This is a genomic window from Microbacterium sp. K27, assembly GCF_004794435.1.
GTDB lineage: Bacteria > Actinomycetota > Actinomycetes > Actinomycetales > Microbacteriaceae > Microbacterium > Microbacterium maritypicum_A.
On record NZ_SSDK01000046.1, the window covers coordinates 95,498 to 113,907 of the forward strand.

Annotated in this window: 18 protein-coding genes; 7 read left to right on the plus strand and 11 right to left on the minus strand. The window is 67.7% G+C overall.

Going from position 1 to position 18,410, the window contains the following annotated elements; all coding sequences use genetic code 11:
- Positions 1-2 precede the first annotated feature (2 nt).
- From DW307_RS16175 to DW307_RS16210, 8 genes are all read right to left on the minus strand, one after another.
- Positions 3-1,118 carry an adenosine deaminase gene (locus DW307_RS16175; protein ID WP_136025213.1) on the minus strand — a complete coding sequence of 372 codons (1,116 nt, stop codon included), beginning with the start codon at positions 1,116-1,118 and terminating at the stop codon, positions 3-5.
- A 50-nt stretch (positions 1,119-1,168) separates the two neighbouring features.
- The gene (locus DW307_RS16180; protein ID WP_021199704.1) at positions 1,169-2,482 is read right to left on the minus strand and encodes a thymidine phosphorylase; all 1,314 of its coding nucleotides are present in this window, start codon (positions 2,480-2,482) and stop codon (positions 1,169-1,171) included.
- A complete protein-coding gene (locus DW307_RS16185) occupies positions 2,479-2,877 on the minus strand; it encodes a cytidine deaminase (protein ID WP_017828470.1) in 399 nt (132 codons plus the stop codon). Before DW307_RS16185 ends, DW307_RS16180 begins: the two co-directional genes overlap by 4 nt.
- Positions 2,878-2,903: 26 nt before the next feature.
- Positions 2,904-4,190 carry an ABC transporter permease gene (locus tag DW307_RS16190; protein WP_021199705.1) on the minus strand — a complete coding sequence of 429 codons (1,287 nt, stop codon included), beginning with the start codon at positions 4,188-4,190 and terminating at the stop codon, positions 2,904-2,906.
- A complete protein-coding gene (locus DW307_RS16195) occupies positions 4,187-5,506 on the minus strand; it encodes an ABC transporter permease (RefSeq protein ID WP_029260564.1) in 1,320 nt (439 codons plus the stop codon). Before DW307_RS16195 ends, DW307_RS16190 begins: the two co-directional genes overlap by 4 nt.
- Positions 5,503-7,017 carry an ABC transporter ATP-binding protein gene (locus tag DW307_RS16200; RefSeq protein WP_021199707.1) on the minus strand — a complete coding sequence of 505 codons (1,515 nt, stop codon included), beginning with the start codon at positions 7,015-7,017 and terminating at the stop codon, positions 5,503-5,505. Before DW307_RS16200 ends, DW307_RS16195 begins: the two co-directional genes overlap by 4 nt.
- Before the next feature lie 134 nt (positions 7,018-7,151).
- The gene (locus DW307_RS16205; RefSeq protein WP_021199708.1) at positions 7,152-8,273 is read right to left on the minus strand and encodes a BMP family lipoprotein; all 1,122 of its coding nucleotides are present in this window, start codon (positions 8,271-8,273) and stop codon (positions 7,152-7,154) included.
- 160 nt (positions 8,274-8,433) lie between these two features.
- On the minus strand, positions 8,434-9,549 hold the full coding sequence (locus tag DW307_RS16210; protein ID WP_029265715.1) for a mannose-1-phosphate guanylyltransferase: 1,116 nt from the start codon (positions 9,547-9,549) through the stop codon (positions 8,434-8,436).
- A 183-nt stretch (positions 9,550-9,732) separates the two neighbouring features.
- Here DW307_RS16210 and sdhC point away from each other — a divergent pair, with 183 nt between their 5' ends.
- From sdhC to DW307_RS16240, 6 genes are all read left to right on the plus strand, one after another.
- Entirely contained in the window at positions 9,733-10,167 is a 435-nt protein-coding gene (gene sdhC, locus DW307_RS16215) for a succinate dehydrogenase, cytochrome b556 subunit (protein WP_072591539.1), read from the plus strand.
- Entirely contained in the window at positions 10,167-10,616 is a 450-nt protein-coding gene (locus DW307_RS16220) for a succinate dehydrogenase hydrophobic membrane anchor subunit (protein WP_029260561.1), read from the plus strand. Before sdhC ends, DW307_RS16220 begins: the two co-directional genes overlap by 1 nt.
- Before the next feature lie 17 nt (positions 10,617-10,633).
- Positions 10,634-12,460, plus strand: coding sequence for a succinate dehydrogenase flavoprotein subunit (gene sdhA, locus DW307_RS16225; RefSeq protein ID WP_136025214.1), 1,827 nt, complete (start codon positions 10,634-10,636; stop codon positions 12,458-12,460).
- A gap of 2 nt (positions 12,461-12,462) precedes the next feature.
- The gene (locus DW307_RS16230) at positions 12,463-13,230 is read left to right on the plus strand and encodes a succinate dehydrogenase iron-sulfur subunit (protein WP_021199713.1); all 768 of its coding nucleotides are present in this window, start codon (positions 12,463-12,465) and stop codon (positions 13,228-13,230) included.
- 106 nt (positions 13,231-13,336) lie between these two features.
- Complete coding sequence (locus DW307_RS16235) at positions 13,337-14,542, plus strand: YihY/virulence factor BrkB family protein (protein WP_021199714.1); 1,206 nt, start codon at positions 13,337-13,339, stop codon at positions 14,540-14,542.
- Between the two features lie 10 nt (positions 14,543-14,552).
- Positions 14,553-15,392 carry an exodeoxyribonuclease III gene (locus DW307_RS16240; protein ID WP_029260559.1) on the plus strand — a complete coding sequence of 280 codons (840 nt, stop codon included), beginning with the start codon at positions 14,553-14,555 and terminating at the stop codon, positions 15,390-15,392.
- Here the strand turns inward: DW307_RS16240 and DW307_RS16245 are convergent.
- From DW307_RS16245 to DW307_RS16255, 3 genes are read right to left on the minus strand one after another with little or no spacing between them, the layout of a single operon-like run.
- Positions 15,386-16,024, minus strand: coding sequence for a DUF4166 domain-containing protein (locus DW307_RS16245; RefSeq protein ID WP_136025215.1), 639 nt, complete (start codon positions 16,022-16,024; stop codon positions 15,386-15,388). The genes DW307_RS16240 and DW307_RS16245 overlap by 7 nt on opposite strands.
- Positions 16,021-16,704, minus strand: a complete 684-nt coding sequence (locus DW307_RS16250) for a DUF4166 domain-containing protein (protein ID WP_021199717.1) — start codon at positions 16,702-16,704, stop codon at positions 16,021-16,023. The genes DW307_RS16245 and DW307_RS16250 overlap by 4 nt, the downstream gene beginning before the upstream one ends.
- On the minus strand, positions 16,701-17,342 hold the full coding sequence (locus tag DW307_RS16255) for a hypothetical protein (protein WP_081860201.1): 642 nt from the start codon (positions 17,340-17,342) through the stop codon (positions 16,701-16,703). Before DW307_RS16255 ends, DW307_RS16250 begins: the two co-directional genes overlap by 4 nt.
- A 45-nt stretch (positions 17,343-17,387) precedes the next feature.
- On the opposite strand from DW307_RS16255, the gene trpS reads away from it, so the two are divergent.
- Positions 17,388-18,392, plus strand: a complete 1,005-nt coding sequence (gene trpS / locus DW307_RS16260; RefSeq protein ID WP_136025216.1) for a tryptophan--tRNA ligase — start codon at positions 17,388-17,390, stop codon at positions 18,390-18,392.
- The last annotated feature ends 18 nt before the right edge of the window (positions 18,393-18,410 follow it).

The window sequence follows — 18,410 nt, forward strand, 5'->3', positions numbered from 1 at the left end:
GGTCAGGCGTCGAAGCCTTCGGCGATCATCTCCACGAGCTCCTCGCGCTCCTCGACGGGGAGGAACGCCGCGGCGGCGGCGTTGAACTGAAAGGTCTCGAGGTCGTCGAGGTCGTACTCGAACGCCTCGACGAGCAGGGCGAGCTCACGCGTGAGAGACGTGGCGCTCATGGTGCGGTTGTCGACGTTCACGGTCACCGCGAACCCGAGCTGGTAGAGCAGGTCGAAGGGGTGGTCCACCATGGTGTTGCCCCACGCGGCGATGGCCCCGGTCTGCAGGTTCGACGAAGGCGAGAGCTCGAGCGGGATCTCGCGGTCGCGGACCCAGCGCGCGAGGTCGCCGAACTGCACCTGCACCTCGTCGCCCTCCTGGGTGATGACCTCGAGGTCTTCGGCGATGCGCACACCGTGGCCGAGCCGCAGCGCGCGCCCGTCCAGCAGAGCCGAGCGGATGGAGGCGGGACCCGCCGCCTCTCCCGCGTGCACGGTGACGGGGAAGAAGTTCTCGGCGAGGTAGTCGAACGCCTTGCGGTGGTTCGACGGCGGGAAGCCATCCTCAGGACCGGCGATGTCGAAGCCCACGGCACCGCGTCCGCGGAAGTCGACCGCGAGTTCGGCGATCTCGAGGGCGCGATCGGTGTGCCGCATCGCCGTGATCAGCTGCCCGATGCGGATGCTGCGTCCCGAGCGGTCCGCGGCGTCCTCACCCTCTTCGATGCCCTGCTGCACCGCCTCCACCGTCTGTTCGAGCGTGAGGCCGCGAGCCAGGTGCTGCTCGGGCGCCCAGCGCACCTCGCCGTAGATCACGCCGTCGGCGGCGAGGTCTTGGACGAACTCCCGTGCGACACGGGTGAGGCCCTCCTGCGTCTGCATCACGGCGGTCGTGAGGTCGAACGTCTTGAGGTACTCGACCAGCGAACCGGAATCGCTCTGCTTCGCGAACCACGATCCCAGCGCCTTCGGGTCGGACTCCGGAATCTCCAGGCCGATCGCGTCCGCGAGCTCGATGATCGTGGCGGGCCGCAGCGCGCCGTCGAGGTGGTCGTGCAGCGACACCTTGGGAAGGCTCCGCAGGGAGACCCCCTGAAGTGTGACGTCGCCGTTCGCATCGATCGACATGGTGATCCTCTCGGTCGCGGATGTGCTCAGTTCAGGCTAGCGGTCCGCCGTCACGCCGTGATGCGCTCACGGACGATGGGGCCGGTCACCGGCGCCTCATCCCCGATCTCCCACGAACCATCGAGGGCGTCGAGAGCCCTGCCGAACCGGGCATCGTCGGCGGCTGAGAGGGTGAAGAGCGGCTGGCCGGCGACGACGCGATCGCCCGGCTTCGCATGCAGATCGATGCCTGCCTCGAAGACCACCGGGTCCTGCGCCCTGGCGCGCCCCGCGCCGAGACGCCAGGCAGCGACGCCGAACGGGAGGGCATCCATGCGCGTGATGATTCCGTCGGTGGGGGCGAGCACCTGGTGGGTCTCGCGCGCCGTCGGGAGCGCGGCATCCGGATCTCCGTCCTGAGCGCGGATCATCGCCTTCCAGGTGTCCATGGCGCGGCCGTCGTCGAGAGCGGCCTCCACGTCGGCGTCCGGCTGTCCTGCGAGGGCGAGCATCTCGCGTGCCAGGGCGATCGTGAGCTCGCGCACATCCGAGGGTCCGCCACCGGCGAGGATCTCGACGGATTCACGGACCTCGTTCGCGTTGCCGATCGCAAGGCCGAGCGGGACGTTCATGTCGGTCAGCAGGGCGGTCGTCGCGACCCCGGAGTCGGTGCCGAGAGCGACCATGGTGCGGGCGAGCTCGCGGGCGCGATCGATGTCCTGCATGAACGCACCGGAGCCGAACTTCACATCGAGCACGAGAGCGTCCGTGCCCTCGGCGATCTTCTTCGACATGATGCTCGACGCGATCAGCGGGATCGCCTCGACGGTGCCGGTGACGTCGCGGAGCGCATACAGCTTCTTGTCCGCGGGTGCGAGGCCGGAGCCGGCGGCGCAGATGACCGCACCCACGTCTCCCTGCATCTGCGCGAACATCTCCTCGTTGCTCAGAGCAGCGCGCCATCCGGGGATCGACTCGAGCTTGTCGAGCGTGCCGCCCGTGTGACCGAGCCCGCGACCGCTCAGCTGCGGCACGGCCACGCCGAACGAGGCGACCAGCGGGGCGAGCGGCAGCGTGATCTTGTCGCCGACGCCACCGGTGGAGTGCTTGTCGACCGTGCGCTTGCCGAGGGAGGCGAAGCTCATCCGCTCCCCTGACGCGATCATCGCGTCGGTCAGCACGCGGATCTCGTCGCGCTCCATGCCGCGCTGGAAGATCGCCATCGCGAACGACGCCATCTGCGCGTCCGAGACATAGCCGCGGGTGTAGGCATCGACCATCCACCGCAGCTCCGCCTCGGGCACGGCACCCCCGTCGCGCTTGGCGCGGATCACATCGATCGCGTCGAACGGTTCGATGGCTCCCTGAGCCTGTCCAGCGGTCATCGTGCTTCCTCCAGGTCGCGCGGCCCGAACGCATCGGGCAGCACCTCGTCGATCGTGCGGATGCCGGAGACGGTCTCCAGGAGCATCCCGGGCATCGCATGCTCGAACAGCAGCTGGCGACAGCGTCCGCACGGCATGATCGTCTGCCCCTCGTTGTTGACGCACACGAACGCGACGAGCTGGCCGCCGCCGGACATGTGCAGGTCACCGACCAGGGCGCACTCCGCGCACAGCGTCACACCGTACGACGCGTTCTCCACGTTGCAGCCGGCCACGATGCGGCCGTCGCCGACGAGGGCGGCCGCACCCACGCGGTAGCGCGAGTACGGCGCGTACGCCTTCGTCATGGCATCCGTGGCGACCTGGCGCAGTTCATCCCAGTCGATGTCGGTCATTGCGATGATTCTCTCTTCCGGCAGGGCTACGACTTGATGTAGGGCTTGCCGTCTGCGGCAGGGGCCTTGATCTGCCCGGCGAATCCGGCGACCGCGAGCAGCGTCACGACATACGGCAGCATCAGCATGAACTCGCCCGGGATGGGCGTCTTCAGGATCGACAGCAGGTTCTGCAGGTTGGTCGCGAAACCGAACAGCAGCGCCGCGAGGGTCGCACGGATGGGATCCCATCGGCCGAAGATCACAGCGGCGAGGGCGATGAAGCCGAGCCCGGCCGTCATGTCCTTGCCGAACTGCGGCACCGAGACGAGGGTGAAGTACGCGCCTCCCATGCCGGCGATCGCGCCGGCGAGCAGCACGTTCCAGAACCGGGTCGGGTTCACCTTGATACCCACGGTGTCGGCCGCCTGCGGGTGCTCCCCGACGGCACGCAGCCGCAGACCCCACCGGGTGCGGTAGAGGCCCCAGGCCACCACGGCGACCGTGATGAACATCAGGTACCCGATGAAGGTCTGGTTGAACAGCACCGGCCCGATGATCGGGATGTCACTGAGGACCGGGATCTCGACGCGCGGGAATCGCACGGGCGTGTTCAGGGTCGCCTCGTTCGGAGCGAGGAGTGCGCCGTAGAGGAAGCCGGTGAGACCGGTGACGAGTACGTTGAGGACGACACCGACGATGACCTGCTCGACCAGATACTTGATCGCGAAAGCGGCGAGGACACTAGCCACCAGGACGCCGCCGATCATCGCCCCGACCAGGCCGACGAACGGGTTCCCGGTGATGCTCGACAGGAGCGCTGCCGAGAAGGCACCGAGAAGCAGCTGCCCCTCGATCGCGACGTTCACGACGCCGGCACGCTCGCCGATGACACCGCCCAGAGCGCCGAACACCAGGGGCACCGAGAGCGAGACCGCGCCGAACAGCAGGCTCGTGACCGGCACGAGTCCGCCGGCGGAGGCCCAGACGAGGAACGCGAAGACGGCCAGCACGCTGAAGGCGATCACGAGCCACAGGGACGGCGGACGGTAGGTCCATGCCCGCAGGAACGCCCCCACCGTGAGCACCACGAGGATGCCGAACACGACCCAGAAGGTCGAGGCCGTCGGCAGCGCCACATCCGGCAGCGCGAGCGCCGAGGACTGGTCGGAAAGGCGGAACGTGCTGATGCCGTCGCGCGGGACGAGCAGGAACAGCAGGGCCAGGAGCACGGTCGCTCCGGCCAGCACGATCGGCGCCTTGAGGTGCCGCTCCTTCACGGTCGCGAGCTGCACCGTGCCGTCGGCGGCCTGGGTCTGCACGAGGGACATCATGCCGCCACCGCCTTCTTCGCGGCCTTGGCTCTGAGCCGTGCCGCCTTCTCGATATCGGTCTTGGGGAGGAAGAACACCGTGCGCAGCAGCGGCGGTGCGGCGATGAACAGCACGACGAGCGACTGCACGACGAGCACGATGTCGACCGGGATGTCCTGCGCCTGCATCGAGAACGACCCCGCCTTGAGCGCGCCGAACAGGATGCCGGCAGCGAACGTGCCCCAGGCACGACTGCGCCCGAGGAGGGCGACGGTGATGGCGTCGAAGCCGATACCGGCATCGATCGTCTCGGTGACACCCGTGGTCACCGCTCCCTGGATCTGATTCATGCCCGCGAGGCCCGCGAGGCCGCCCGCGAAGAGCATGGCGTACACGTAGATGCGCTGCACGCTGATGCCCGCGGCCCGCGCGGCGTGCGGGTTCTCGCCCACGGCGCGCATCCGCATGCCGAGCGACGAGCGCTCGATGAGCCACCAGACGAACAGGGTCGCCACGATCACGATCACGAAGCCGAGGTCGAGAAGGGGGAACTGCGGTCCGAGCAGCGTCGGGAACTGCGCGCTCTCCGGCGTCGCCGATCCGAGGGCCTGGTTGGTGCCCGGCTTCTGCAGCAGACCCGGGGTGCGGATCATCCAGAGCAGCAGGTAGTACGCGATGTAGTTGAGCATGATCGTGAGGATCACCTCATGCGCACCGGTGCGCGCCTTGATGAGTCCCGCGATCGCACCCCAGAGCGCACCGCCCGCGATACCGGCGATGAGCGTGACCGGGATGTGCAGCCAGATCGGGAGGTCGAGCGAGAACGTCAGCAGCGCGGCGACGGCGACGCCGATCAGCATCTGACCGCGAGCACCGATGTTGAACAGCCCGACGCGGAACGCCAGCGCGACGCCGAGGCCGGCCGCGATGAGCGGTGCCGCGAAGCCGAGCGTGTTGGTGAGGGGTCGGATCTGCGCCGCGAAGTCCGCGCCACGGGCGTTGAAGATCGCCCCGCGGAACAGCGCCTCGTATCCGTTGTAGACGGCGTTCCAGGCGGCGACGAACGTGTCACCGGGCTGCGCGAAGAAGTAGACGGATGCCGCCTGGACGTCTTCGTTCGTCAGCGCGATGAGGATGCCGCCGACGATGAGCGCCAGCACGATCGCGAGGATCGTGGTCACGGCGCTGCCGCGGAGGATCTCCTTGAGGATGACGTTGCCGCGCGGGGGCGGCGGCACGTCGGAAGGGTCGCGCGGGACCGTGCCGGTGCTCGTGGCGAGCTCCTGCGGCGGGATCCCCTTGGTCACATCTCCTGCGCCGGGCGTCGCTCCGCTCACGCGGCCACCTCCCCTTCGGCCGCTCCGGCCATCATGAGTCCGAGCGTCTCCCGAGGCGTGTCGCCGGGGACGATGCCGACGATCGTGCCGCGGTACATGACCGCGATCCGATCGGCGAGAGCTGCGACCTCGTCGAGCTCCGTGGAGACCACGATCACGGGCACACCCGCGTCACGCGTCTCGATGATCCGCTTGTGGATGAACTCGATCGAGCCGACGTCCACGCCGCGGGTGGGCTGCGCCGCGACGAGAAGGCGCAGATCGCGGCTCATCTCCCTGGCGATGACGACCTTCTGCTGGTTTCCGCCGGACAGCGTGCCGGCGGGGGTCTCGGGACCCTGCGTGCGGATGTCGTACTCCTTGATGCGCGCACGGGCGAACTCGTCGAGTGCTCCACGCCGCAGCGTGCCGGCGCGGCTGAACGCCGGGTCGTCCGAACGGTCGAGGATCAGGTTCTCGGCGACGGAGAACCCGGCCACCAGGCCGTCTTCCGTCCGGTCTTCCGGCACGAAGCCGACGCCGGCGTCGAGGATCGCCCGCACGCTCTTGCCGACGAGTTCGTTGCCGTCGAGTCGGATGCTGCCTTCGACACGGGCGGCGAGACCGACGATGGCCTCCACCAGCTCGGTCTGACCGTTGCCCTGGACGCCCGCGATCGCGAGCACCTCCCCCGGCCGGACGGCGAAATCGACCCCGTCGACGACGATGGCGCCGGTGGGCGTCAGAACGCGCAGACCCGTGACCTCGAAGCCGCCCTCACCCAGGCGCGGCGGCTCCTTGTGCACGGTGAGTTCGACCGCGCGGCCGACCATGAGCGATGCCAGCTCGGAGTTCGTCGCAGTGGGCGAAGCCTCACCCACGACCTTGCCGAGGCGCACGATCGTGATCTTGTCCGCGACCTCGCGGACCTCACGGAGCTTGTGCGTGATGAACACGATCGCCGTGCCCTCGTCACGCAGCTGACGCATGATGCCCATCAGCTCATCCGTCTCCTGCGGAGTGAGCACCGCGGTGGGCTCGTCGAACACGAGCACCTTCGCGTCGCGCGACAGCGCCTTGATGATCTCGACGCGCTGCTGCACGCCGACGGGAAGATCTCCGACCAGCGCATCGGGGTCGATGTCGAAGCCGAAGCGGGCCGCGACCGATCGCACGTGCTCTCGCGCCTTCGCGATGTCGAGCGTGCCGAGGGCCTTGGTCTGCTCATGTCCGAGCATGACGTTCTCGGCCACGGTGAACACCGGGACGAGCATGAAGTGCTGGTGGACCATGCCGATCCCCGCAGCCATCGCGTCACCGGGACCGCGGAAGCGCTGCACCTCGTCGTCGAGGAGGATCTCGCCCTCGTCGGCCTGATACAGGCCGTAGAGGACATTCATGAGGGTGGACTTGCCTGCGCCGTTCTCACCGAGCAGCGCGTGGATCTCACCCGGTTCGACCACCAGATCGATGTGGTCGTTGGCAACGAGGGTGCCGAATCGCTTGGTGATGCCGCGAAGTTCGAGCTTCATATCTGCACCTTATCCAGAAGAGTCATCCAGAAGAGCCATCCAGACGAGTCTTCCAGGGGGATCATCGTGCGTCCACGACACGGGGCGAGTGGCATCCTGCTCACCACTCGCCCCGTGCGGGAACTGCGACGGATTTACTTGGAGGTCGGGGAGTTCGGGGACTCCACCTTGATGTCGCCCGAGATGATCTGCTCCTGCAGAGTCTTGAGCTCGTCGGTCAGACCTTCCGGGAGCTTCGACTCGAAGTCACCGAAGCCGGAGAGCTTGACGCCCTCGTTCTCGAGCGTGCCCACGTACGGGGCCGGGTCGAACTCGCCCTGGGCCGCGGCCATGGTCGCGTCCTTCACGGCGACGTCGATCGCCTTCATGATCGAGACGAGCGTGATGCCGGCGACACTCGGGTCGGCGACGGCGAGGTCGCTGTCGACACCGAGCATCAGGGTGTCCTTGCCGCTGTCGGCGATCGCCGCAGCCGCGCTCTGGTAGACGGGGCCGCCGACCGGGAGGATGACGTCGACGCCCTGGTCGAGCACACCCTGTGCGGTCTGCTTGGCGGTGTCGTTCGCGTCGAAGCCGCCCGTGAACGAGCCCTTCTGCGTGGCCTCGTCCCAGCCGAAGACCTCGACCGCAGCGGACTTGTCCTCGTTGTACTTCTCGACACCGAGCTGGTAGCCGTCCATGAACACGGCGACCGACGGAATCTGCATTCCGCCGAAGGTGCCGACCTTGTTCACGCCGCTCTGCGCGGACCAGGACGCGGCGGCGTAACCACCGAGGTATGCGGCCTGAGCCGTGTCGAAGACCAGGGGCTTGATGTTGGGAGCATCGACGTTGCCGTCGAAGTCGTTGTCGGCCCAGTCGTCGATGATCGCGTAGTCGATGTCGGGGTTCGCGAGAGCCGACTCGACCGTGGCGGCGGACAGCTTGAAGCCGACCGAGACGATGAGCGAGCAGCCCTCCGAGACCGCGGTCTCGAGGTTCGGCGCGTAGTCGTTGTCATTGGCCGACTCGAACTCGAGCGGCTTGATGTCCAGCTCCTTGGCGGCGCTGTCCATGCCCTCCTTGGCGGACTGGTTGAACGACTTGTCGTTCCATCCGCCGGCGTCGGAGACGAGGCAGGGAAGGAAGTCGGAGGCAACCGGCTCGCCGGAGCCGGCGGGCTTGTCTGTCGGAGCCTGGCCGCAACCGGCGAGTGCGAAGACGACGCCAGCGGCGACGGTGACGCCGAGCAGCTTCTTGGTGGTGGAGATGGTCAACTGATGCCTCCCTCAACGAAACCGCGGCCATCGCGGATCGATCAAAGTTACCTACTGTTTCGGCTTTTGTGCACGCCCGTGCCGCACGTGCTGGCCAATGGTTACCAAGCTGAAATCAAGACAGCCGATGAGCGTCTCCGCCTGCTCATCGGAGCAGACGTCAGAGCACGTCCCCGCGACCGGTGAGCTTGAGCGACTCGACGACGCTCTTCACCCGCTGCGCATTCTGCACCGTCGTGACCAGCAGCGCGTCGGGGGTGTCGACCACGACGATGTCCTGCACCCCCACCAGGCTGATGACGCGGGACGTCTGGCTGACGAGGATCCCACTCGCACCATCCGTGAGCACCCGCGCGTTCGGGCCGAGCACGGCGAGGTCGTTCTTGCGACCGTTGGTGATGAGCTTCGTCAGCGACGCGAAGTCCCCCACGTCGTCCCAGTCGAAGTGACCGGGGACCACGGCGAGGCGTCCCCGTCGGGCGGCGGGCTCGGCGACGGCGTAGTCGATGGCGATCTTCTTCAGTCGCGGCCAGATCCGATCGACCGCGGGGCCACGACGGTCGCGATCGTCCCAGGCCTCGGCGAGTTCGAGCAGTCCCGCGTGCAGCTCAGGCTCGTTCACGGCCAGCTCTTCCAGCAGCACACCGGCCTTGGCGATGAACATGCCCGCGTTCCAGAGGTAGCCGCGGTCGGCGATGTACGCCTTGGCGGTCTCGAGGTCGGGCTTCTCCACGAAGCTCGCCACCAGCGCGGCCTCACGCGCACCGTCGACGACGAGCTCGGGTCCCATCTTGATGTAGCCGAAGCCGATCGCCGGCTCGGTCGGCGTGATGCCGATCGTGCAGATGTAGCCCTCACGCGCCACCTCGACCGCATCGCGCACGGCGAACTCGAACACCCGGGTGCCGCGGATCACGTGGTCCGCGCTGAAGGAGCCGATGATCACGTCGGGATTGCGACGGTGCAGGATGGCCGCGGCGAGCCCGATCGCGGCCGCCGACTCGCGCGGCTCCGACTCCAGGAACACGTTCAGGTCGGGGATCCCCGGCAACTCCGCCTCGACGGCCGCCCGGTGAGCCCGGCCGGTGACCACGGCGATCCGATCCGCACCGGCGAGCGGCACGAGCCGATCCCAGGTGTCGCGCAGCAAGGAGTGTCCGGATCCCGTCAGGTCATGCAGGAACTTCGGTGCATCCGCGCGAGAGAGCGGCCACAGCCTGCTGCCGATGCCGCCGGCGGGGATCACTGCGTAAAAGTCCTCGATGGGTGTGCTCACCCTGCCCAGGGTAGCCGCAGCGATCATCTCGACATCGAGACACTTAGGCTCCCCTTCGTCGCTCCCAGTGATCTGACAGGAATAGGATGGACAGCGATCGGGCGTGCCTGACACTTCGACAGGCTCACACTTGGACAAGCGCAGCGCACGCGACCGAGTCACATCGATCCAGGGAGGACGACCGTGTCCACAAGCGCCCGCTTGACACCGTCGATTTCGGAAACCACGTCCAAGACCCCCCGCGGCACCCTCTACCGGGGTCGCGAAGGCATGTGGTCGTGGGTGCTTCACCGCATCACCGGAGTCGCCATCTTCTTCTTCCTGTTGGTGCACGTGCTCGACACGGCGCTGATCAGGGTGTCACCGGAGGCGTACAACGCCGTCATCGGGACATACAAGAACCCGATCATGGCCCTCGGTGAGGTCGTGCTCGTCGCCGGCATCGTGTTCCACGCGATGAACGGCCTGCGCATCATCGCCGTCGACTTCTGGTCGAAGGGCGCCAAGTACCAGCGCCAGCTGTTCTGGGGCGTCCTGCTGGTGTGGGGCATCATCATGGCCGGCTTCGTGCCCCGCCACCTGATGCTCGCGTTCGCCGGATTCGGAGGGGGACACTGATGTCTGCACAGACCATCGCCGCCGCCCCGGCTCGTCGCCGCCGCGGCGTCAACCTCGAGAAGTGGGGCTGGATCTTCATGCGTGTCTCGGGCGTCGTGCTCGTCGTGCTGATCTTCGGTCACCTGTTCGTCAACCTCATGGTCGGCGAAGGCATCCACGCCCTCGACTTCGCGTTCATCGCGGGCAAGTTCGCCACGCCGTTCTGGCAGTGGTGGGATGTGCTGATGCTGTGGCTCGCACTCATCCACGGCGCCAACGGCATGCGCACCATCGTGAACGACTACGTGACGAACAGCACGGCGCGCAAGGCGCTGGTCTGGGCGCTCGGGCTGGCCGCCGGCCTGCTCATCATCCTCGGCACGCTCGTGGTCTTCACGTTCGACCCGTGCCTGGGTGTGACCGAGGACAGCGTCCTCTGGTCCGAATGCGCCGCGATCGTCGGGAACTAGAAGAAGGCATACGAGAAGTGACTACCGAGACGCAGGATTCCGTCGTCCGTGACGGCGTGCACTACCACCAGTTCGACATCGTGATCGTGGGAGCCGGTGGAGCGGGCATGCGTGCCGCCATCGAAGCGGGCCCGGGCGCGAAGACCGCGGTGATCTCCAAGCTGTACCCCACGCGCTCGCACACCGGTGCGGCGCAGGGCGGCATGGCGGCAGCCCTCGCGAACGTCGAAGAGGACTCCTGGGAGTGGCACACCTTCGACACCGTGAAGGGCGGCGACTACCTCGTCGACCAGGACGCCGCCGAGATCCTCGCGAAGGAGGCCATCGACGCGGTCATCGACCTCGAGAACATGGGCCTCCCGTTCAACCGCACGCCCGAGGGAAAGATCGACCAGCGTCGCTTCGGCGGTCACACGGCCGAGCACGGCAAGACCCCGGTCCGCCGGGCCTGCTACGCCGCCGACCGCACCGGCCACATGATCCTGCAGACGCTGTTCCAGAACTGCGTCAAGCTCGGCATCAACTTCTTCAACGAGTTCTACGTGCTCGACCTGCTCACGGTGAAGGATGCCGACGGCAAGACCCAGGTCTCCGGCGTCGTCGCATATGACCTGGCCACCGGCGAGCTGCACGTCTTCCAGGCCAAGGCCGTGATCTTCGCGACCGGCGGCTTCGGCAAGATCTTCAAGACCACCTCGAACGCGCACACCCTCACGGGTGACGGCGTCGGCATCGTGTGGCGCAAGGGACTCCCCCTCGAGGACCTGGAGTTCTTCCAGTTCCACCCGACCGGGCTCGCCGGTCTCGGCATCCTCCTGACCGAGGGCGCGCGAGGCGAAGGCGCGATCCTGCGCAACGCCTCCGGTGAGCGCTTCATGGAGCGCTACGCCCCGACCATCAAGGACCTCGCCCCGCGTGACATCGTCGCGCGCTGCATGGTGCAGGAGGTCCTGGACGGGCGCGGCGCCGGCCCCCACAAGGACTACGTGCTGCTCGACTGCACGCACCTGGGCGCCGAGGTGCTCGAGACCAAGCTCCCCGACATCACCGAGTTCGCCCGCACGTACCTCGGTGTCGACCCGGTCGTCGAGCCCGTGCCCGTGATGCCCACCGCGCACTACGCGATGGGCGGCATCCCGACCAACAACGACGGCGAGGTCCTCGCGGACAACACCACCGTCGTCCCCGGCCTCTACGCCGCGGGCGAGTGCGCCTGCGTCTCGGTGCACGGCGCCAACCGCCTCGGCACCAACTCGCTGCTCGACATCAACGTCTTCGGCAAGCGCGCCGGCCGCAACGCCGTCGAGTACGTCAAGACCGCCGAGTTCGTCCCCCTCCCCGAGAACCCCGCCGGCTTCGTGTCGGGCATGCTCGAGGACCTGCGCAACAACCAGGGCACCGAGCGCATCGCCGTCCTGCGCAAGACGCTGCAGGACGAGATGGACAAGGGCGCGCAGGTGTTCCGCACGCACGACTCCCTCCAGCACGTGCTCGGCGTCATCGCCGAGCTGCGTGAGCGCTACAAGAACGTGCACGTCGACGACAAGGGTCAGCGGTTCAACACCGACCTGCTCGAAGCCGTCGAGCTGGGCTTCCTCCTCGACATCGCCGAGGTCGTCGTCTACGCCGCGCAGAACCGCGCGGAGAGCCGCGGCGGCCACATGCGCGACGACTTCCCGAAGCGCAACGACGAGAAGTACATGAAGCACACCATGGCTTACCTGACCGGTGATCCGCACTCCTCCACGCCGAGCGACCACATCAAGCTCGACTGGAAGCCGGTCGTCTTCACGAAGAACGATCAGGGCGAGTTCAACTACCCGCCGATGGAGAGGAAGTACTGAGCATGTCGACCGCCATCGCAGAGGCACCTGCCGACACGACCGAAGAGACCGGCATCCAGTCCTTCATCGTCACGTTCAACATCCGCCGGTTCAACCCGGAGGTCGACTCCGAGCCGCACTGGGTCGACTACGACGTGGAGCTCTATTCCACCGACCGCGTGCTCGACGCCCTGCACAAGATCAAGTGGGAGGTCGACGGCTCGCTCACCTTCCGGCGCTCGTGTGCCCACGGCATCTGCGGCTCCGACGCCATGCGCATCAACGGCCGCAACCGCCTGGCCTGCAAGACGCTGATCAAGGACCTCGACATCTCGAAGCCGATCTACGTCGAGGCGATCAAGGGTCTGCCGCTCGAGAAGGACCTCGTCGTCGACATGGAGCCGTTCTTCGCGTCGTACCGCGAGGTGCAGCCGTTCCTCGTCGCCAGCTCCGTTCCGGAGAAGGGCAAGGAGCGCGTCCAGTCCATCGCCGACCGCGAGATCTTCGACGACACCACCAAGTGCATCCTGTGCGCCGCGTGCACCTCGTCGTGCCCCGTGTTCTGGACCGACGGCCAGTACTTCGGGCCGGCGGCGATCGTCAACGCGCACCGCTTCATCTTCGACTCCCGTGACGACAACGCGGCTGTCCGCCTGGACATCCTCAACGACAAGGAAGGCGTGTGGCGCTGCCGCACCACCTTCAACTGCTCCGAGGCCTGCCCCCGTGGCATCGAGGTGACCAAGGCGATCGCCGAGGTCAAGCAGGCCGTGCTCCGCGGTCGCCCCTGACGCCGCGACAGGCAACAACGCGAGAACAGGCGGTCCCCTTCCGGGGCCGCCTGTTCTGCGTTCCTGCCCTGCTCACGCCCGTTCCGCTCTTGGATAGGGTGGGGAGGTGTCCGAACCCGATGGCTCCGCGACCGACCCCGGTCGCCTCGATGCGGCCGTCGAGCGCGCGACCGCGCTGACGCAGCGCACCCTCGGACTGTTCCCCGTGCGCGTCTGGCGCCACTTCCTGCAGCACAACGGATTCCTCCTCGCCGCGGGCGTGAGCTACCAGGCCCTCTTCGCGATCTTCGCCGCGATCTACCTGGCCTTCGCGATCGCCGGACTCTGGCTCGGCGGCAGCGATGAAGCCGTCGACGCCCTCATCGCGATGATCAACAGCTACATCCCCAACCTGATCCTTCCCGAGGGCGGTGTGGTCACGCCCGATCAGGTGAAGGACATCGCGGCGAGCACTACCGGAGTGCTGAGCGTCACCGGTCTGATCGCGCTCGGCACCGTGATCTGGACCGCGATCGGCTGGGTCACGTTCTCTCGTCGTGCGACCAGAGACATCTTCGGCCTGCCGCCCGATCGCCGCAGCTACGTGATCCTGAAGGCGCGCGACCTGCTCGCGGCGGTGATCTTCGGAGCTTCCCTGGTGGCCGGTTCGGTCCTCAGCTCGGCGAGCGCCGCGATCCTGAGCTGGCTCCTCGGTCTGCTCGGCTGGGACTCCAGTTCGAACGGGGTGATCCTCATCCGCATCGGCGCCGTCATCGTCTCCTTCGCGCTGATGTCGGGCGCCCTGGCGGCGATGGTCCGATTCCTCACCGGGACCTCCCTGCACTGGCAGACGATCTGGCCCGGCGCTCTCCTGGGCGGCGGCGCGATGACGATCCTGCAGTTCGGTGCGGGGTTCCTCCTCAGCTACACCCCGTCCAACCCGCTGCTCGCGACGTTCGCGATCTTCATCGGTCTGCTGCTCTGGTTCCGCATCAACGGCGTGGTGATGCTGGTGGCCTCCTCCTGGATCGCGGTCGCTGCACAGGACCGCGACCTGCCCCTCCTCACGCTGACCGAGGCCGAGCGCCGCATGGCGGAGTATCAGGCCCTGCTGACGGCCGCGCGCATCCGCGTGCGCGAAGCCCATGCCGCACGTGAAGCCGCGCCCTGGTACCGCGCGTGGAGCGCGGCGAAGGCCGTGCGCGATGCGGAGCAGGAGCTCGCCGACCTCGAAGCCTCTCCTCCCCCGCCGCCCGATCCGAGCACGCCGCTCGCCCAGCGTCTGCTCTCCGAACTGCACCGACCGGGACGGGATGTCGGCAGCGCTCGTTAGGCTTGTGACCATGCCTCATCTGCGTATCGCCACGGTCAATGTCAACGGAATCCGAGCGGCGGCTCGCAACGGGATGAGCTCCTGGCTCGACGACGCCGGAGTCGACATCCTCACGCTGCAAGAGGTGCGCGGACAGGACGAGCATCTCGAGGCCGCGCTCCCCGGCTGGTCATTCGTCCACGACGAGGCCACCGCGAAGGGACGTGCCGGAGTCGCCATCGCCAGTCGCACGCCTGCGCTGGCCTCGCGCACCGCCTTCGGCCCCGACGACTTCGACTCCAAGGGGCGATGGATCGAGGCCGACTACCTGATCGGCGACCGTCCGCTGACCGTGGTGAGCGCCTACGTGCACTCCGGCGAGGCCGACACCCCGAAGCAGGATGAGAAGTGGAAGTTCCTCGACGCGTTCGGCACGCGGCTCGCTGAACTCGGCGCCGAAGGCGCCCTCGCCCTCGTGACCGGCGACCTGAACGTCGGACACCGCGAGCTCGACATCAAGAACTGGCGAGGCAACCGCAAGAAGGCCGGTTTCCTTCCCCGCGAGCGCGCGTATTTCGATCGGTTCCTCGGCGAGGCCGGCGCGGAGGTCTCCGGTGTCGACGGCACGGTGGGCACCGGCCTCGGCTGGATCGACGTGGGGCGGAAGTTCCACGGCGAGGTCGACGGGCCGTACACCTGGTGGTCGATGCGCGGGCAGGCGTTCGACAACGACTCCGGGTGGCGCATCGACTACCACCTGGCGACGCCTGCACTCGCCGAGCGTGTGGAGACCTACCACGTCGCACGCGCTGCGGCCTATGACCAGCGCTGGAGCGACCACGCGCCCGTCGTCGTCGACTACCGCTACTGAGCGGCGCCGAGGGTGGCATCCGCGTAGCGGTACCATCCCCGGTACTCCAGGACGGTCCCGAGCACGGGACTCGTCGCGCGCATCTCGATGGTGCGTCGGTCGTGGGTGTCGTCCCAGCCGTCGACGAGATCGACGTCGATGCGGAGAATCCCGCGCAACGCGATCCTGCATCGGCCGAGACGCAGCGCGACGGCCCGAGTGCGCATACGCAGCGCACCGTCGTCGGTCACCGAGCACTCCTCGAGCATCTCGACCCGCCCCCTCGACCCCAGCGCATTCTGGACGAGGCCGGGATGTCCCGTCGCGAAGAGCCGGTCGACGACGTGCTGTGTCGTGTCGGCGAAACGGAACTCACGGACCGTGTCGAGCGTCGGCCGTCCCGAGGGCGATCGACCGGACACGGTATCGATCCGGAAGGGCACGTCGCGGCCGAACCGCGTGACGAGCAGCCGCGGCCCGACGAGGGGCGACGCGAGGGCGGCGAGGCGCCCGAACCAGCTGCCGGCGACCGCGAAGACCCCCTCGGCTCCGTCGTTCCTCGCCTCGACGCGCATCTGCGCCAGGAGCTCGGGATGAAGCCTCTCCGCCTCCTCCCCCAGCGCTTCGAGAAAGGCGGCTCCGCGCGCGGTCACTCGCGGATCTCCTCGCGGTACGGCTTGACGGTCTCCGGAGCCGGTCCGCCGACGAACTCGCAGGTGAAGGCACCGCGGTAGCCGAACAGGAACCCGAAGACATCGTTGTGGATCTCGAGGTCGATCAGATACCGCTCCTGCTCGTCGTCGTAGCGCTCGATGAGCCGAGCGCGCCCGCTGAAGAGCATCGGGAAGCGGAAGGCGATGGGCCCCTCGTAGAAGCGCTGTGCGCCCGAGGTGAGCAGGAGCCCGCCGTCGTCGGTGACGGCCAGATCGAGGTCGACGGCCAAGTGCTGGTGCGTACCCAGATAGTCGACCACCCGTCGACGTGCGTCGCTGTAGATCATGGTCGCGTCGAATCGGCGGCGGCGGCCGGGGCGCACGTCCATCGTCCGCACGAAGGTCACGGTCTCGCGACCGAAGTCGTCGACGTAGGCCAGGTTGTCGATCCGGAACGGCACATCCCGCCCCCGCTCGGGGAACAGGATGTTGCGGAACGTGCCGATCAGCAGGAAAGGCAGGGTCCACCACGGGCCTCGCCGGACCTCGGACATCACCCCGCGTCCGATGCAGCCGTATCCGGCGTCCACGCCGACCCCGAAGCGGCGCTGCAGCTGCGGATGGAGGCGCGCGAAGTCGGCTCCCAGTGCGCGCTCGAAGATCCCGGTCCCGGTCGTCATGCGATCTCCTCGAGGGATACCGGTGCGTCCTCCATGATGGTCCGCCCGGTGCGCCGGGGGCGCGAGAGGCAGTTGCGTGCGCGTGGTCGGTACCCGCGCCGGAGCGACCGCCAGCCGCTGGTCTCCTCCGGAGGTATGCCCAGTTCGGCCCACAACCGGAGACGATCGAAGCTGCGGGCGGTGAGCCACCAGACGAACCGTCGGGTCACCAGCGGATCGAGAACGCGTCCCAGCCATCCCCATCCCGGTGCGTAGTCGTAGCCGGTGAGGAATCGCACGCCCTTCTCCGTCGGCACGTAGCGCCAGTAGCCGCGCCCGGTTCCGAGCGGCGAGAGCGCGTCGTCGGTGTCGAAGAGCAGCGCGGAGGTGCGCTCTCCCGTGGAGCTCTCCTTCGTGGCGTGCGATACGCCGGTCCCGCGGATCGTGTGCACCACGAGATCGAGCTCGTAGCGGAAGTCCTGCGCACCGTCTGCTCGGGTGCGCTGCGGCACGATGTCGCTGAAACGCGCATCCCAGCGCACGTGCGAGGCCGGATCCTGCGTCAGCCGCCACACCTCGTCGAGGGGCGCGACGATGAGGATCTCGACATAGAGGGCCCGATCCCCTCGCGACCGTGAGCGCGGGGATACGGAGGCCATGCGCCCATCGTAGGGGCACGGCACGCACCCCATAGGATTGACTCCGTGACGAAACCTCGCCTTTACTCCGGAATGCAGCCCTCCGCCGACTCCCTCCAGATCGGCAACTACATCGGCGCGCTGCTCCAGTGGCGGGACCTGCAGAGCTCCTACGACGCGTTCTTCTCCGTCGTCGACCTGCACGCGATCACGGTCGCGCAGGATCCGGCCGAGCTCCGCGAGAAGACGCGTCGCACGGCCGCCCAGTACATCGCGGCCGGCATCGAGCCGTCGCTGTCGACGCTGTACGTGCAGTCGCACGTGCGAGCACACGCCGAGCTCGCGTGGATCCTCAGCACCATCACGGGCTTCGGCGAGGCCGGCCGGATGACCCAGTTCAAGGACAAGTCCTCCCGGTATGGCGCGGACTCCACCAGCGTCGGACTGTTCACCTACCCGGTGCTGATGGCCGCCGACATCCTGCTCTACCAGACCGACGTGGTGCCGGTGGGTGACGACCAGAAGCAGCACGTCGAGCTCACCCGCGACCTCGCCGAGCGCTTCAACTCGCGCTTCGGTGAGACCTTCACCGTGCCGATGCCGGTCATCCAGAAGGAGACCGCGCGCATCTACGACCTGCAGAACCCGACGTCGAAGATGTCGAAGTCGGCCGAGAGCGATGCCGGCGTGCTGTGGATGCTCGACGACCCGGCGAAGTCGGCGAAGAAAGTCATGCGTGCGGTGACCGACAACGAGGGATCGGTGCGGTTCGACCGCGAGAACAAGCCCGGCGTCTCGAACCTGCTCACGATCTACGCGGCCCTCACCGGGCGCCAGGTCGCCGCGATCGAGGACGAGTACGCGGGTCGCGGTTACGGCGACTTCAAGAAGGGTCTTGCCGAGGTCGTCGTGAACGAGTTCGGGCCGGTGCGTGCCAGGGCCCTCGAGCTGCTCGACGATCCTGCCGAGCTCGATCGCATCCTGGCGGAGAACGCCGCGCGCGCTGACGCCGTCGCCGACGCGACCCTCTCCGACGTGTACGACCGGGTGGGTCTGCTCCGGCGCGTCTGAGCCTCGCCTTAGGATGGG